This is a genomic window from uncultured Alteromonas sp. (assembly GCF_963976965.1).
In the GTDB taxonomy this organism is placed as follows: domain Bacteria; phylum Pseudomonadota; class Gammaproteobacteria; order Enterobacterales; family Alteromonadaceae; genus Alteromonas; species Alteromonas naphthalenivorans.
In genome coordinates this window covers 179,352-196,092 of the sequence record NZ_CAXBMP010000004.1, presented here as the reverse complement: position 1 = coordinate 196,092, position 16,741 = coordinate 179,352, and the positions used below count along the sequence as shown (strand labels likewise).

At 44.7% G+C, this 16,741-nt stretch carries 13 protein-coding genes; 4 read left to right on the top strand and 9 right to left on the bottom strand.

The window, feature by feature from the left end; genetic code table 11:
• Positions 1-280 precede the first annotated feature (280 nt).
• Entirely contained in the window at positions 281-1,786 is a 1,506-nt protein-coding gene (locus tag AAC006_RS05210) for a carboxypeptidase (RefSeq protein WP_244360145.1), read from the top strand.
• 183 nt (positions 1,787-1,969) lie between these two features.
• On the top strand, positions 1,970-2,650 hold the full coding sequence (locus AAC006_RS05205) for a hypothetical protein (protein WP_126874004.1): 681 nt from the start codon (positions 1,970-1,972) through the stop codon (positions 2,648-2,650).
• Between the two features lie 71 nt (positions 2,651-2,721).
• On the opposite strand, the gene AAC006_RS05200 is transcribed toward AAC006_RS05205, so the two are convergent.
• The 5 genes from AAC006_RS05200 to glmU form a co-directional block, all read right to left on the bottom strand.
• Entirely contained in the window at positions 2,722-3,609 is an 888-nt protein-coding gene (locus AAC006_RS05200; RefSeq protein ID WP_126874003.1) for a hypothetical protein, read from the bottom strand.
• Between the two features lie 222 nt (positions 3,610-3,831).
• Complete coding sequence (locus AAC006_RS05195) at positions 3,832-4,488, bottom strand: hypothetical protein (RefSeq protein WP_126874002.1); 657 nt, start codon at positions 4,486-4,488, stop codon at positions 3,832-3,834.
• A 28-nt stretch (positions 4,489-4,516) separates the two neighbouring features.
• Positions 4,517-6,349 carry a glutamine--fructose-6-phosphate transaminase (isomerizing) gene (gene glmS, locus AAC006_RS05190; RefSeq protein ID WP_126874001.1) on the bottom strand — a complete coding sequence of 611 codons (1,833 nt, stop codon included), beginning with the start codon at positions 6,347-6,349 and terminating at the stop codon, positions 4,517-4,519.
• Between the two features lie 2 nt (positions 6,350-6,351).
• Complete coding sequence (locus tag AAC006_RS05185; RefSeq protein ID WP_126874000.1) at positions 6,352-7,131, bottom strand: DeoR family transcriptional regulator; 780 nt, start codon at positions 7,129-7,131, stop codon at positions 6,352-6,354.
• 245 nt (positions 7,132-7,376) lie between these two features.
• Entirely contained in the window at positions 7,377-8,735 is a 1,359-nt protein-coding gene (glmU, locus tag AAC006_RS05180; RefSeq protein WP_126873999.1) for a bifunctional UDP-N-acetylglucosamine diphosphorylase/glucosamine-1-phosphate N-acetyltransferase GlmU, read from the bottom strand.
• A gap of 200 nt (positions 8,736-8,935) precedes the next feature.
• Between glmU and AAC006_RS05175 the strand changes: the two genes are divergently transcribed.
• Positions 8,936-10,357, top strand: a complete 1,422-nt coding sequence (locus tag AAC006_RS05175) for a diguanylate cyclase (protein ID WP_126873998.1) — start codon at positions 8,936-8,938, stop codon at positions 10,355-10,357.
• 155 nt (positions 10,358-10,512) lie between these two features.
• Here the strand turns inward: AAC006_RS05175 and AAC006_RS05170 are convergent, their stop codons facing one another.
• Genes AAC006_RS05170 through AAC006_RS05160 form a run of 3 tightly spaced genes read right to left on the bottom strand, consistent with a single transcriptional unit; the run spans position 10,513 to position 13,330 of the window.
• Positions 10,513-11,403, bottom strand: a complete 891-nt coding sequence (locus AAC006_RS05170; RefSeq protein WP_013786511.1) for a DMT family transporter — start codon at positions 11,401-11,403, stop codon at positions 10,513-10,515.
• Positions 11,394-11,879, bottom strand: a complete 486-nt coding sequence (locus AAC006_RS05165; protein WP_126873997.1) for a methylated-DNA--[protein]-cysteine S-methyltransferase — start codon at positions 11,877-11,879, stop codon at positions 11,394-11,396. Before AAC006_RS05165 ends, AAC006_RS05170 begins: the two co-directional genes overlap by 10 nt.
• 38 nt (positions 11,880-11,917) lie before the next feature.
• Positions 11,918-13,330 (bottom strand): Ada metal-binding domain-containing protein, encoded by a 1,413-nt coding sequence (locus AAC006_RS05160; protein WP_126873996.1) that lies wholly within the window; start codon positions 13,328-13,330, stop codon positions 11,918-11,920.
• A 206-nt stretch (positions 13,331-13,536) separates the two neighbouring features.
• Here AAC006_RS05160 and AAC006_RS05155 point away from each other — a divergent pair, with 206 nt between their 5' ends.
• The gene (locus tag AAC006_RS05155) at positions 13,537-14,685 is read left to right on the top strand and encodes a serine hydrolase domain-containing protein (protein WP_126873995.1); all 1,149 of its coding nucleotides are present in this window, start codon (positions 13,537-13,539) and stop codon (positions 14,683-14,685) included.
• 83 nt (positions 14,686-14,768) lie between these two features.
• On the opposite strand, the gene speA is transcribed toward AAC006_RS05155, so the two are convergent.
• A complete protein-coding gene (speA, locus tag AAC006_RS05150) occupies positions 14,769-16,679 on the bottom strand; it encodes a biosynthetic arginine decarboxylase (protein WP_013786515.1) in 1,911 nt (636 codons plus the stop codon).
• Positions 16,680-16,741: the final 62 nt, after the last annotated feature.

Genomic DNA, 16,741 nt, shown 5'->3' with positions numbered 1-16,741 from the left:
AGCACTGCCATTCTTATTTTACTGATGTATTTAATTGCTTTTTTTCGTAGCACGAGCATTTGGGATTTCGCTCATTTCCTAGCTACACTCGCTTATGCCATCACTTTCTATTCAGCTGGAAGGCACACAGGCATAAGTCGGAAATATTGGCTATTTTATCGTGCAAATATCACTATACCTCTGCGGCAAGGTATAGTGAGGTATGTGGCATTTATTAAATGAATAACAACGACAAGAAAACGCGATGAACTCAATAAATTCAATAATCAAAAGCAAAGCTATGTGGTTTGTTTTAGTGGCATTGTTCGCTATTACCGCTAATGCAGCAGAAGAAACACATAAACGCACTATCGACATCGATAGTAGTGTAGTAACCGAGCATGAAACTAAAATATTAGGTAAGCGCGTGAAATACAGCGCTACAACAGGCACGCAACCGGTGTGGAATAGCAAGGATGACGCGGTCGCTACCTTGTTTTACACCTACTATCAGCGCACCGATATAAAAGACGATGGGTCTCGTCCGCTTGTCATCTCTTTTAACGGCGGCCCGGGTTCAGCATCAGTATGGATGCACGTGGCGTATACTGGCCCTCGAATTTTAAATATTGATGATGAAGGCTACCCCGTACAGCCTTATGGCGTGCAGACGAACCCATATTCAATATTAGATGTAGCAGACATCGTATTTGTTAACCCCGTTAATACTGGCTACAGCCGCGTACTTAAGAATGAAGAAGGTGAAATGCCGTCAAAGGATGCACAAAAGAGCATGTTTTTTGGCGTCAACGCTGATATCAGCTACCTTGCAGATTGGGTAAATACCTTTGTCACTCGCCATAACCGCTGGCGTTCGCCTAAATACCTCATTGGTGAAAGCTATGGTACGACGCGGGTTTCGGGTTTAGCCCTTGAATTACAAAACCGCCAATGGATGTATTTAAATGGCGTAATATTAGTATCACCTACCGATATCGGTATTGAACGCAATGGACCAGTAAAAGCCGCGAATCGCCTACCTTATTTCGCTGCAACCGCCTGGTATCACAAAAAGTTAGACCCTGAACTCCAAAATAAAGACTTAACCGAACTGCTTCCTGAAGTAGAAGATTTCACCATCAACACACTTATTCCAGCGCTGGCGAAAGGTGGCTTTATTGGTGCTGAGGAAAAACGCGATGTGCTTGCAAAAATGGCACGTTATTCAGGCTTATCACAAGACGCGATTTCACAAAACAACCTTGATGTAACTACCGCTTATTTTTGGAAATCGTTACTTCGTGATGAAGGTAAAACACTCGGCCGCTTAGATAGCCGCTATTTGGGTATAGATGCTAAGCAAGCGGGTGATAGACCCGATTACTGGGCCGAACTAACGTCGTGGCTACATTCGTTTACTCCCGCCATTAATTACTACTTGCGAGAAGAGTTAAATTACAAAACTGACACCAAATACAATATGTTTGGCGATGTTCACCCGTGGGACAGAAGTGGCAATAAATCTGGCGAAAACCTACGTCTTGCCATGGCACAAAACCCATACTTGAATGTGATGATTCAAGCAGGTTACTACGACGGCGCCACCAACTATTTTGATGCCAAATATACTATGTGGCAGCTTGATCAAAGCGGCATTATGCAAGACCGTTTAAGCTTTAAAGGCTATAGAAGCGGGCATATGATGTACTTGCGACGAGACGATTTAAAACAGTCTAATCAAGACTTACGTGAGTTTATCAATAACAGCACCCCTAAAAAGGGTGAACCCGCGATGTATCGCCGATAAAAGGCGATAGAAAAAATATTGGGTCAGTGTACTTTCAAGGCTAATTGACACTGACCCTATTTACTCAATTTTCACTTTGCGCCTTTAAAGGCGCTAACTCCATCAATGCTCGGCAAATGTGCTATTCTGCGCGCCTAGATTCAGTTCAAGCAAAAAATTGCGGTCAAAAGGAAAAGCCTTCACATGGTTCCATGGGTTAAATTAGGTACAGCTCAAATTCCAAATAACGGTGGTGAATTAACGTTTTCTCAGCGAGATGAAGAGTTCAGTATTCGTCTATCCGGTATTCGTGGCGAGTTGATGAATAGCCGTGTATACAACTCAGAAAAAGAACTGTCACAAATGGGCTGCGAACACCTTAAATCCACACCTAACGCACACGTTTTGGTAGGCGGTTTAGGGATGGGATACACCCTTGCAGCGGCGCTAAAAGCAGTGACACCTAGTTCGCAAGTCACCGTAGCCGAATTAATTCCTGAGGTGGTTGAATGGAACAAAGGCCCACTGGGTAACTGCGCTAAAAACCCACTTCAAGACCCTAGAACGAATGTTAAAGTAGGTGATGTAAAACACCTTTTAAATACTAAAACACCCACCTACGACGCCATATTACTTGATGTAGACAATGGCCCTGAAGGGTTAACCCATTCTGACAATAATTGGATTTATTCAATCGATGGTTTAGAAGATATTTATGAAGTGCTAAAACCCAATGGCATGCTAGCCATATGGTCTGCTGGGCCCGATTACTTGTTTTCAGTACGCTTAAAAAATGCCGGCTACGTAGTGAGCACTCGTATTGCCAGAGCACGCAAGGGTAAAGGAAGTAAGCACACCATTTTCTTGGCTAGAAAACCCGGTTAATAAAGATTGGGGTTAAAAAGGTTAGAGCGATTTTAGGTTTAAATAACTGCGACCCAATTATTTCTAACGGCTCAAAAGCTCTCACCATCACAGACCAAAGCCAACTTTGTTTGCTGCGTATTTACTGCTAAACGGCTGGCTCCGCTAGGGCAGGAAGCCCCAATTTTCGCAAAAGCGCTAAGCGTAGATTTTTTTGCTTGGCTATTCCAGAACCAGAGTTGCAATTCACTCGCGACAATGACTTTGCCATCGCTTGTCCAGGTGTAATAAAGTGCTTCTCTAGGCAGTTCCACTAGCTTTTGCACCTTTCCAGTCTGGGTATCCAATTGCATCAACCAGTGCTTATCATCTATAAGCGTATTGAAGCTCATATTTTGACTTCCCGGTATTCTATACAAGCTCGGGCCAGTAAGTGGGTAAACCTCGGTTAATTGCTCTTTTTCCGACTCGAAGGTTTGTAAATTCATACCCTTACCTTTTAGAACAGTTACCAGCACCTGTTTATCGTCAACCCAAGCGTGATAGCCAATCAATGCTTCACCAGAGTATAAAGGCCGCCTTTGTTCGCCGTTCAACTGATACGCCCACAATTCTTGTTTACCATCAACAGCGTATATCACAGAATACTCCGTACCATTTTCCATCGGAGTGGGAGAATATTCGTTTTCAGGGCTGTTACTTAAATTTTCAATTTCTTGGGTTTTAAGGTTGTACCTTAAAATATCGGTTTGCTCGCCTATTTCAGAGGTATATAGCAAGCTTTGATTATCATCCACAAAATAAGGTTGATTATCATATCCCTTACGGCTGGTGATATTTTTGAGCTCCCCTAACTTGAGCTGCCCATTTTGAACTGACAGATCCGCGACAAAAATATCGGTCCTAGGAACTGATTGGGCCTCAGCCGTTGTAACTACAGCACTAAACAACAAAGTGAATAGCATGATAGCTTTTTTCATTTGGGCTCCTTCAAGAAAAATCCATTATTGATAGTTAGAGATATCTAGATCTAGAGGTAACACGAACTTATACAACTCATCCTAACGGTGCGTAATCGTCATTGTCTAGTTTAGTGCTATATACCAGAACTTGCTCTTATTCTGACCGTTTTAGCTTCCTACTTTAAGCTGGCAGCGTTCTTGTTAGTTTAGAAGTTTAGTGGAAGTGGACAGCTGCACACGTTAAACGGTGCTTCGAACATTTTTTATTCTTTTCATTTGAATGAGCAAGCTACCGCGAGTGAGTACGCTGGCCCCATTAAGAAGAATAAGGGGCCAAGCGATGGCAATAGGCATCGTAAATGCGAACGCGAGTGTAGTGACATCTTTAATTAGAATACTGCGAAATAAGGTTGGCGACAGCGCGCCGATAACCCGACTGCGTCTTAACACCATTATTTGGTGTAGTGTGCCCTGCACAAGTAGCACTGTTACTACCAACATTAAGCTGTTAGCCCCGAGTTTGGCCAGATTGGGGTAAGGACGAAAGCCTATAGAACAGAGCCCTATCACCAAAGCAACGGCACACAAACTGACTATAAAACCAGTTGAGATTGACCGCCTGTCTCGCCAAACCTGATAAAGGATTGCCAATATCAGAAGAAGCGCACCAAAGCGAGTCCACACGAGATAATGACTAAGCGGCTCTATCGCAATACCGAAAATAAAATTGGCATAAAACGCAAAAAAGCTTGAGGCAAACTGGTTTACCGACAAGCTTTGGGTAGCTCTCTGATGACTTTTGCGAAGCGCCTCTATATTAGCGATTTGCTTTGCTAACCCGTACCACGTCAGCAAAAAAGCGACTGCGCTCACGGTACCTAAAATATGGTACAACAAAAGAGACTCCTCAGCCGCTTATAGAGAACTACTCCACAGTAACCGACTTCGCCAAGTTACGAGGTTGGTCAACATCAGTACCTTTAATTAAGGCTACGTAGTACGACAATAATTGTAGCGGCAAGGTATAGATGATAGGGGCAATAGGCGCTTCACAGTGTGGCACGTTGATTACACGCATGGTGTCATCACCTTTGAACGCGGCGTCTTTATCAGCGAACACATACATGATGCCACCACGAGCGCGTACTTCTTCCACATTCGATTTAAGCTTTTCTAGCAATTCGTTATTAGGCGCAACCACAATAACCGGCATTTCATCATCGATAAGTGCCAATGGCCCATGCTTTAATTCACCTGAAGCATAGGCTTCTGCGTGAATATACGAAATCTCTTTTAGCTTAAGCGCGCCTTCCATGGCAATAGGGTATTGATCGCCACGGCCTAAGAATAAGCTGTGTTGTTTATCGGCAAATTCTTCGGCTAAATCTTCAATACCTTGGGTAATGGTAAGGGTTTCTTCTAATTTAGCTGGCAAGCTTTGAAGTGCACTAATAATATCTTGCTTGTCACTTTCAGCCATACCGTTTTTCTCACCTAACGCTAGGGTTAGCATTAAGAATGCAGTTAACTGGGTAGTGAAGGCTTTGGTTGATGCCACACCAATTTCGGCGCCTGCACGGGTCATAAAGGCTAAATCTGATTCGCGCACTAGCGATGAGCCTGGTACGTTACAAATAGCTAAACTTGCGCTATACCCAATTTCTTTGGCTAAACGTAGTGCCGCTAAAGTATCGGCTGTTTCGCCCGACTGTGAAATAGTAATAAGCAGGCTATTTGGGTGTACTACCGATTTGCGGTAACGAAACTCAGAGGCAATTTCGATATTACACGACACATTGGCGTATTGTTCTAACCAGTAGCGGGCGGTCATACCGGAATGATAGCTGGTACCACAGGCTACAATTTGCACATGTTTAATTTTACTAAAAATATCATCGGCACCGTTTCCAAACACATCTGCCGCTAATCCATTTTCGGTTAGTCTGTCTTTTAGTGTGTTACGCACCACTACTGGCTGCTCGTGAATTTCTTTGAGCATATAGTGGCGATAGGCGCCTTTGTCGCCGGCGTCGTGTTCAACGTTCGACTCTATAATTTCACGTTCAACGGCATTACCGTCTTTGTCATAAATAGCAATGGTGCGGCGAGTAATATCGGCAACATCGCCCTCTTCTAAAAAGATAAAACGGCGTGTAACGGGTAACAGTGCCATTTGATCAGACGCAACAAAGTTTTCGCCTAGCCCTAAACCAATTACTAGCGGGCTACCAGAGCGCGCTACGACCATACGGCCTGCATCTTCTTTATCGATAACTACAGTGCCGTACGCGCCATGGAAGGTTTTTACTGAACTCTGTACTGCTGCCAATAGGTCTTTGCCAACATCTAGCGCTTCGTGAACGGTATGTGCAATAGTTTCGGTATCAGTGTCGCTGCTAAACACATAGCCTTTTGCTGAAAGCTGTTCGCGTAGCGTTTGGTAGTTTTCAATAATACCGTTGTGCACTACTGCAACGCGGTCGCTAGAGAAATGAGGGTGGGCATTGGCTACAGTAACACCGCCATGGGTAGCCCAGCGAGTATGTGCAATACCGGTAGTCCCTAACGCTTCATCGTTAGCAATAATATCGACGAGCTCTTGTACCTTGCCGGTACTTCTTATGCGATTTAGTGTGCCGTCTTGCTGCAACAAGGCCACGCCTGAAGAGTCGTAACCACGATATTCAAGTCGCTTTAAGCCTTCTAATAGAATTTCAACAACGTTACGCTCGCCAACAGCACCGACAATTCCACACATAATTACTCTCCGTTTTGCGCAGCGACCAGCACCGTTACGCCTTGTTGTTCAATTAGATTTATATCTTTGTCGCTAATGCCATTATCAGTCACCAGCGTAGAAATATTTTCCCAGCCCAATTCTAAATTGGGCATTTTGTTCGAAAGCTTATTTGACGTTGCCATTACAACAACCTCATGGGCAGCACGTGCCATGGCGCGAGTAAGCCCTGTTAATTCATTAAAGGTAGTCGTTCCGCGACTTACATCAATACCCGCCGCGCCAATAAACGCCATATCAAAACTATATGCCGAGACTAATTGTTCGGCCATTGCACCTTGGAATGAACGAGATGCCGAGTCCCAGGTACCACCTGTCATTAATATAGTGGGTTCGTTATTGCTTTTGGTCAGCTGACTCGCTGCATCTAAGGCATTGGTCATCACTACCAGATTGGGTATGTCACGAAGGCAAGGTAAAAGCGCTGCGATAGTACTGCCGCAATCTAATACTATTTTTGAGCCTTGTTGAATGCGACTAGCAGCAAGCTTACCTATATTCTGTTTTATCGATGAAGGTAAATTCACTACATTGGTTTCGCCTTGAGAAGCAGGCAATGGCGCGGCACCGCCAAATTGGCGAATAAGCTTTTTTTGGTCTGCCAAGGCGGCTAAATCTTTTCGGATGGTCACTTCAGATGTGCTGAACTGGGCCGCGAGGAATTCAACTTGCGCGTAGCCGTGAGTATTTACCCATTTAATAATGCCAGCGCGGCGCTGATCTACAGAACGACTCGTTTTCAAACTCAACCCCGATATGACGAAAAGCACAGTGCTTTTTCTACAGCATCCCTAAATCATAACTTTCAAAACGAAAGTTATGATTTACAAAGTGAAAGAAATGTAAGCTATTCGACTTTATTTCGCAAGTTTTTTGCACAACTTTTATAAAGAGGCGAACGAGGGTAGAAACAAGTGGGCACAAAAAAGGACAACCTTAGTTGTCCTTCCATTAAGTGGTAAAAAGCCCTAAAGCTATTGCATACTCGCTATTTTTTAGTCGGGCGGGGCCAGTTCGCGATATTACGCTGCTTGCCTCGTGCTACTGCTAATGCCGCACTCTCTACTTCGGTGGTAATGACTGAGCCAGCACCTACCGTGGCATTGTCACCAATCGTTACGGGAGCCACTAACGAAGAATTAGAGCCCACGAAGGCATTCTGACCTATAACGGTTTTAGATTTATTCACGCCGTCATAGTTACAAGTAATAGTGCCAGCACCAATATTGGCATTAGCGCCCACTTCCGCATCACCTAGGTAAGTAAGGTGATTAACCTTCGCACCTTCACCTAGCACGGTTTTCTTCATTTCCACGAAGTTACCCACTTTAGATTTTGCATGCATAACAGCGCCAGGGCGCAAGCGGCCAAATGGCCCTACCGTGCAGCTTTCACCTACGATGGCTTCTTCGATAATAGAATTTGCCTCAATGACTGCGTTGTCTGCAATTTCACAATTTTTCAAAACGCAGTTTGGCCCGATCGTCACGTTATTACCTAAAATAACGTTACCCTCTACCACCGCATTAATATCAATGGTCACGTCCTGCCCTGTGGTTAGCGTGCCTCTTAAATCAAAACGCAGAGGGTCGGCCAATGCCACGCCATTGGTCATTAATTCGTTCGCTTGGCGAAGTTGTAATGCGCGTTCTAGATGTGCTAATTGAATGCGGTTATTTACGCCTTCAACCTCAACCACTTCTTGGGGTTGTGCTGATTGAATACGCTTGCCTTCATTAGCTGCCATTTCAATGACATCAGTAAGGTAATATTCACCTTGTGCGTTGCTATTGCTTAACGCGCCCAACCAACGTTTTAAATCGCTTCCGGCCATCATCATCATGCCCGTATTGATTTCACAAATTTGCTTTTGCGCATCGGTGGCATCTTTGTGCTCAACAATGGCGGTAATGTTGTCGTCTTGACGAATAATTCGACCCATACCTGTTGGGTCGTCTAATTCAACGGTTAGCAGGGCTAGATCACACTCGGCTTTTACGGCTTTTAGTTGAGCCAAGGTTTCTTGACGTATAAGAGGGGCATCGCCAACTAGCACAAGCACATCTTCATCATCGTTAATGTGAGGCGCGGCTTGCTGCACCGCATGACCAGTGCCTAACTGCTCTTCTTGCAAACACCAGTTTAAGTTTTCGCCCGTTAGTGTAGCCTTTAGCTTGTCGCCTCCATGACCATAAACTAAATGGATACTATCAGCCTCTAAGGCTTGAACGGTGTTGATAATACGTTGCACCATGGGCACTCCGCCCACTTTGTGAAGTACTTTTGGTAACGAAGACTTCATGCGTGTGCCTTTACCCGCGGCTAAAACTACCACTGAAAATGCCATGCTATTCCTTTACGTAAATCTAGAAGACGAATTTTGCGCTTAGTGTATCTAAGCCGTGATTATATGTCAGCGATTGATTTTTTAAGGGTTATTCTTAAGTCTAGATCTACGTTGAACAACCTAGCAGTTCATTAAATCAACGGGTATACTTTACCTTTCAACTGAATTGGATAGTAGCAGCAAAGGAGCTTGCGTAGTCAGTGAATACTTTTCGAACACTTCACCGAAGTATATTGGTGCTGTTTGCGGTCGTGGTTTTAGCGATTGTTACCCTAGTACATTTTAGTATTTCTAAGATTGTAGCGGAACAAAGCAGAGCGCAGCAACAATCACTATCGCCAGCGGTGTCTCTTATTGTCGAGCAGTTATTAAAGCCACTTCATACGTCTGAAGCATTAGGGCATTCCACTGAATTAGTCACCCTAATGGAAGGTGATGAGGTTGACGAGGCCGCGATATTTAACACCCTAAACCGTCTTGAAAGAGAGTTTGGTTTATCCTTCTTTATTGCCAGCGAAAGCGCCAAACGACAATATAATTCCGATGGTACCACCATCGATTTAATTGAAGGCGAAGTCAGTTGGTATTTTAAGTACCGTGATGGACCTCAGGATGCAGTGGCAGATATTGGTAAATGGGAAGACACCCATTTTTATATCGACCTTAAGGTCTTTGATGACGATGGCCGGTTTCTGGGCTTCTTTGGCATAGGTAAAAGCTTGCGCAGCTTCATTAATGTCTTCGATTCTTACAAAGAGCAGTACGGCTACGACTTTCTTTTTGTCGATGAAAAGGGAGACATCATGCTGTCTTCCGATCCTTCTCTTGTAGCCTCGTACTCTGATTTCACCAACCTTTCAGAGCTACCTTGGTATGCCAGCCTTCCGATTACGGTGCAAGACGAGCAAGCCCTTAATAACAAGTTAGTGACTATCGATCAAAAAGACTTTTTGATTGCCGAAGTTAAATTAAACCAGTTCGGATGGACGGTATTTTTACTAAGTCCTTTAGAAGATAGGCAGACCGAAATATCGCAAGCCTTCATTTTCAGTGTAGTAACATTGTTAGTGGTTGTTTTCTCACTCTTTTTGCTTATTTATAACTTACTTTATTATTTCAGACGAGACATGCAGCCCGACTTAATTGTGCGCCATGCTAATCGTTTGCCCGACCGCACCAACCTAGAGCTTATCTATCAATCGCTGTTAAAAGAGCAGCGCTCTATTAGCGTGATTTTAATCAGCGTAGACGACTTTGGGCACATTATTGATGCCCATGGCCGAAATGCGGGCGATGATGTGTTAGATAAGGTTGTGGCGTATCTTTCTGACCACTTACGTGAGCAAGATGTGCTAGGTCGTTGGAGCAGTGAAGAGTTTATTGTGTTACTGCCTCAAACAGGCCCGCATGAAGCCTTCGATACTGCACAAAACTTGCGTCATGGCATTGCCACATTAACGCCGCTAAGTGAGTCGCCGCAACTTCAATTAACCGCCTCTCTGGGTGTATCGTTCACTGCTACCACTCGTAGCATGAATGAAGTTACCGCCCATGCAGAAGATGCGTTGTATCAGGCGAAAAGAGATGGTCACAATTTAGTGCGTATGCAGCTTATCGAATAGGTAAGCTGCTAAATTTTGGTTTGAAATTTAACGTACAAGTTTCAATATATAACGCTTAGCATCACCACATGTAATAGCTGCACTTAATTGTATTAAGCTGTATTTGGTATACTGAGGTGATGCTAACGCTCTTCTTAACTGGGCAAACAAATTGCCTATGCCGTTTTGGCTGCCCTGCTACGTTTTATTATGCCTATCACACCAGTGGTGAGTGCCACACCCGTTAATATCATTACCCCACCAATAATGGTTTGTAACGACAAGTGTTCTTGCAAAAATAATACCCCCCAAATAATGCCAAATAGCGGCACCATGTAAGCCACAGAAATCGCTTTTGCTGGGCCCACATTGGCAATCAATTTGAAATACAGAATGTAAGCAATAGCGGTACCTAGAATGGCCAGCGCTACAGCATTTAGCCATGCATTAGCACTTGGCATCGTAGCTGGTAATGTACTTAACGCGAACGGCGCTAACATAATAGATGCCATCGCTTGGCTTCCTGTCGCCACCACTAAAGGCCGCACGCCTTGCAACCATCGTTTCATCATGCTGGCCGCAATGCCGTAGCAGGTAGTAGCAAGTAAAGCGGTTAGAATAGGCACAAAGCTAATATCACCTTCCCCTAGCTTTTGCTGGCTAATGACCGTTACCCCTAAAAACCCGAGCGCTAAGCCTGCTATTGCAGTAGGAGTAAGTTTATCGCCCAGCCATAACCACGCTACCAGCGCGCCAAACATTGGCGCAGTAGCGTTTAAAATGGCATTAACCCCAGCTTCTAAATGCAAACTACTGTAGTTGAACAACACGAAGGGCACGGCCGTATTCGCTAGCCCTACCAGAGCAATGGGAAACCAATGCTTGAAAATTTGGCTCACGCCACCGGTCATCATCAAAATAGGCAGTAACACACTGGTAGCCAGTACGGTACGAATGGCAACCAATACATAAATACCAAACTCAGGCGCCGCCACACGCATAAAGATAAATGAACCGCCCCAAATAGACGCTAACAATAACAGTGCAGCAATATCTCTTAAGCCCATAATACGCCTTGCGCTCCTTCTAATTTTAATAAGTATTGCTTGCGTTCAAGCCCACCTGCGTACCCCGTTAGGGTTTTATTGCTTCCAATAACCCGGTGACAGGGTACCACTATCGCTATAGGGTTGCGCCCGTTGGCCATGCCCACGGCACGAACTGCTTTAGGATTATTTAGCTTATTGGCAATATCTGCATAACTGGCGGTTTCACCATAGGGTATATCACATAGCGCCTTCCATACCCCTTGCTGAAACGCAGTGCCTTTAGCATCAAAGGGTAAGTCGAATTGGGTGAGGCTTCCATTAAAATAATCTGCTAGCTGCACTTTGGCCGCTTCAGTGAAATCATTACTGGTAGTGCCACCGTCAACGTTACCATTAACGCTATCTACAAAGGCAATCGCACTAATTCCTTTGCTAGTCGCCGCTATTTCAATAAGCCCTTGTGGTGAATCAAGATAGCTTTTGCATACTGTCATGACTTTTTCCTACTGATAGATTTATACCCAACAACGCGTTAACTATTACTTAACTGCCACAACTGTAGTGTTAAGTAACTTTGCCATGGCGCCGCCTTTTGCGGCAACACCGGATATTTCTCGGCCATTTTTCTTACAATAAGGTCGCCAGCCAAGTACACATCAGGGTTACGTTCACCTCGCATCTTAAGGTAATCTAAGGTCCATTGACCAACCCCTTTGATTGACAATATTTCATCATGAGTAGGCTGGTTACCGTTACAACACAACGCCGCAAAATCACGAAGCGCAAGCTTACGGGCATTAGGCATGCGCAAAAAAGTTAACTCACTATTGGCAACCGCTTCGGGTTCAGGAAAACAATAATGTTGGTTTTGCTCGACGGGTTCACCGGTGACTACCGACCCTAAATGCTGTGCAAGCAGCCCAGCCTGATTAATCGCGGCTTTCACACTGACTTGCTGCCCAACAATCGCTCTGCACCCACTTTCAAATACAGTCCATGTACCAGGAAGCCGCAACCCTTTAGTAAGAAGGTTATCAGGCAAGCCCGCTGCTAATAGCGATTTTTCTATTAACTCTGGGGCTGCATGTAAATCGAGCAGCTGCTTGATTTGTTCAACCGTTTTATACACGTAAGCCAAATTTGGCAGACGCATTTTTACATCGAAGCCATTTGCGCTCTCGTTAAAAGTTGCGCTAATAAACCCCAATTCACCCTTTACGCTGATATAACGGCAGTAAGTATCTTCAGACACCTTTTCTACGCCACGAATAGCGCGCAAAGCGAGAAATTCACGTACTTGCTGCCAGTGATAAGGTGGCCTGAAGTGCAACCTAAGAGATATTTCAGGCAAAGCAGTATGGCGTTTGCTTCGTAATTCGGTAGGCGTTTTTTTGCAATAGGTTTGCACTGCTCGCTGAAGCTGCCTTGTAGAAGCATATCCGGCGCTAAACGCGATGTCAGTAAGCTTCATGGTGGATTGCTGTAGTAGCTGCTTAGCAAACAGCACCCTTTGTAAATCTTGATATTGTTTGGGCGACAACCCCGTATGCGACACCATGAGTTTATTTAAGTAACGCTCACTAATACCCAACCGGCTTGAAATGGTGGAGATAGACTGCACGGGTATATCACTTAATAGCGTTAGCGCTCTTGTTACCGTTGTGCCTACCCCTAACCACGCAAAAGAAGACGGTGCGCTGTCGGGCCTGCATCGTAAACAGGGACGAAAGCCATCGCTCATGGCTTTAGCAGCGTGGTTATAGTAAGCCACGTTCTTTTCATCTGGCAATTTCGCAGGGCAAATTGGCCGACAGAAAATGCCCGTGGTTTTCACCGCCACAAAGAAACGGCCATCAAAGCGGGCATCTCTACTTACCCTAGCTTTAGCGTAAGTATCGTGATGCTCATTGTCTACATGCGCTGAATCTTTTATGTCAGTGTTCATACTATGGCTCGGGTTAATGTGCGGGTTTAAACAGTTACTGCGCTATTAAGATTGAATTGTATCCTGTTCCCCTTACAAGGGTGCGACAAAATCGGAACTGACAGTAAAATTTCAGTAGAGTTGATAATCGCCACTAGCAACCGCATAATGGCGTAAGAATAATAGTGCCCGCCACCTTTGGGGTGCGCCCTTACTGAGCCCAATTCATGTTGCAAACCACGCGCAATTTAGTAACGCGCCTGATTAGAATTAGCCTATTCTTTTTCACGCTTCTCGTGACACTTCCCGCTTTAAGCGCCGATTGGCTTTCTGATTATGCCAACTATGTGCAGCGCGAGGCCGCAAAATATAATGTGCCCGGCTATACCTTTGTTTATTACGAGCAAGGCAAGGCGCCACAAGTGTATGTTTATGGCAGAACGCATAAAGGTGGAAAGCGCATTACTGAAGACACGGTCTTTCGCCTAGCTTCGGTATCAAAAACTTTCACTGCACTACTCTCTGCCAAACTTGTTGAGCAACAACGCTTACGTTGGGATACCCCCATTTCCACCCTATTGCCTGATATTCCTTTCAATGTGGACGGTATGGAAACATTGCAGCTTCAGCATATTGTGGGGCAATCGAGTGGCTTTATGCCCAATGCCTACGACAACTTAATTGAAGCTGATTATTCTCTGCAGCGGGTGTTAACCTCATTGAGTAAACTCGAGCCCTTGTGCGTGCCCGGCGAATGCTACACCTATCAAAATGCACTTTTTGGTGCGCTTGAATATTACCTTACCAACAACTATTCGTCTTATTCTCGGGAAATTCAAACTCAGTTGTTTACGCCACTGGGCATGGATACCGCTAGCGTAGGAAAAGGCGGATTGCTTGCTTCTGCGTCTTGGGCTCGCCCACATATTGCTATTGCCAGAGACCGATGGCGTGAAGGTGCAGTTGAAAGTAACTACTACCGTTTTTCACCCGCTGCAGGTGTAAACGCAAGCATTACTGATATGACCATTTACTTGCAAGCGTTGCTGGGCGAATTCCCTACAGTGATCTCACCTGACATGATTGAGGAAGTTACCACACCACGGGTTAAAACCCAGCGCGAAACTAGGCGCAGAGGTTGGCGAAAAATGCTAAAAGACGCCCATTACGGACTAGGCTGGCGAGTTTATGATTTTGACGGCAAGCGCATTAACTACCATGGAGGCTGGGTAAAAGGGTATCGTGCTGATGTGGCGTTTGCGCCCGATTATAAAACCGGATATGTGATGCTGATGAATGCCGAATCGAATATGATCAATTCCACAACGGCTGAGTTTTGGAAGCGTTATTTTAAACACGCTGAGGCTAAGGAATAGGCTGGCACTTAAAACCCGTTTTCTATTACGAATACGAATTTTAAGCGCCACCGTGTGTTTGTTCTTACGTTAACCCGCCAAAATTACGGCTTTAAGTAGGTATAACCGCTTAAGCAATTTTCGTAAAAATCGGTCCAGCGAACACCTTCTTTCGGGTTAATTTTCCCACCTGACACTTGTCTGTCGATAAGACGTTTCACATCAGATGCCATAGCCCGCGGGTTGTATTGCATAATGTTGAGAACATCTTCAACTGAAGAGCCTTTCACCACTTCTTCAATGTAAAAATCTTCTGGATCGTCATCGTAGCTAAAGATGTGAACTTCGTTCAAGCGACCAAACAAGTTGTGCATGTCACCCATTACATCTTGATATGCGCCAGTTAAGAACAAGCCAATATAATAAGGCTCATCTTTCTTAAGCGGGTGCATCGGCAATACATCAGTAATTTCACGGCCTATCGAAAACTGATCAATTTTGCCGTCACTGTCACAGGTAATATCAACCAATGAGCAGTTCACCGTAGGCTTTTCGTTCATGCGCGTAAGCGGCACTACGGGAAGCAGTTGGTCGATGGCCCATGTATCCGCAGCCGACTGAAATACCGAGAAGTTACACAAGTATTGCGAAGACAAGCTGTAATCTAACTCTTGCAGTTCTTCAGGTACGTATTCTTCTTTGCGATACCATACTTGCAAACGCGCCATGATATCCCAGTAAAGGGTTTCAATTTTCGCCAATTCTTCCAACGACAATACGCGTAATTTAAAGGCACCGAGTGCTTGTTCTTTATATTGCGACGCATCGTTATACACTTCGTGCATATTGGTTTGATTCTCGAAATCGTCTGACAACTCACGCATATTTTTCAAAAATACGTGTTCGTTCTCATTTTCAGACGTGTCGATTTGTGCCGCATTCGACTTAATTTCGCCTACTATCTCTGTTACTACACAACTGTGGTGTGCAGTGATAGCTCGGCCACTTTCACTCACTAAATTTGGATGCGGTACGCCTTCTAGGTCGCACATCTCTTTCATGCCGTAAACCACATCGGCAACGTATTCTTGCATGCTGTAGTTACGAGAAGACTCGTTAGTAGAGTTACTACCATCGTAATCAATACCTAATCCGCCACCTACATCAACATAATCTAGTGGGAAGCCCATCTTGTGCAAATCGGCATAAATACGCGCGCCTTCGGTCATAGCCTCTTTTACTGCACGAATATCGGTAAGCTGACTACCAATGTGGAAATGCAATAATTTAAGGCAATGCGACATACCTTGTTCTTCAAGATAACGGGCAGTTTTAATAATTTCGGTAATGGTAAGGCCAAACTTAGCGCGTTCGCCACCAGAGCTTTCCCATTTACCACGGCCTTTCACCGTCATTTTAGCGCGTACGCCGATAATAGGGTCTATGTTCAGTTCTTTAGACACTTTTACTAACAGCAGTAGTTCACTGTACTTTTCAACCACAACGACTATTTTGCGACCAAGCTTTCTACCTAATAATGCTAGGCGCATAAACTCGTCGTCTTTATAACCGTTTAGGATGGTCAAAGAATCTTCGTTGGTGTTCATGGCAAGTACGGTAAGCAGCTCGGCTTTGGAGCCAGCCTCTAAACCATAGTTAAAAGGTGCGCCCGCCTCTACAATTTCTTCTACCACTTCACGCATCTGGTTTACTTTTACCGGATACACGCCTTGGTAAAGTCCTTTATACTCAGCTTCTTCAATAGAGCTGCGAAAGGCTTTGTTCAGACTAGCGACCTGAGAACGTAAGATGTCGTGAAAACGAACCACTACAGGGAATTGAACCCCTTCTTTTCGAATCTCTTCAACAACCGATTTAAAATCGATGCGAATACTGGGATCATCAGGAACTGGAGTCACATGCACGTTACCATTTTCACCAACTTGAAAATAGCCGCCACCCCATTGAGACACGCCATAGACGCGCTCTGCTTCTTCAATGCTCCAATCTGACAATGTAGTCACCTTTTAAAAACTATGCTGAACGCTGCTGTTCAGAAATTAATGCGAAATAGGGC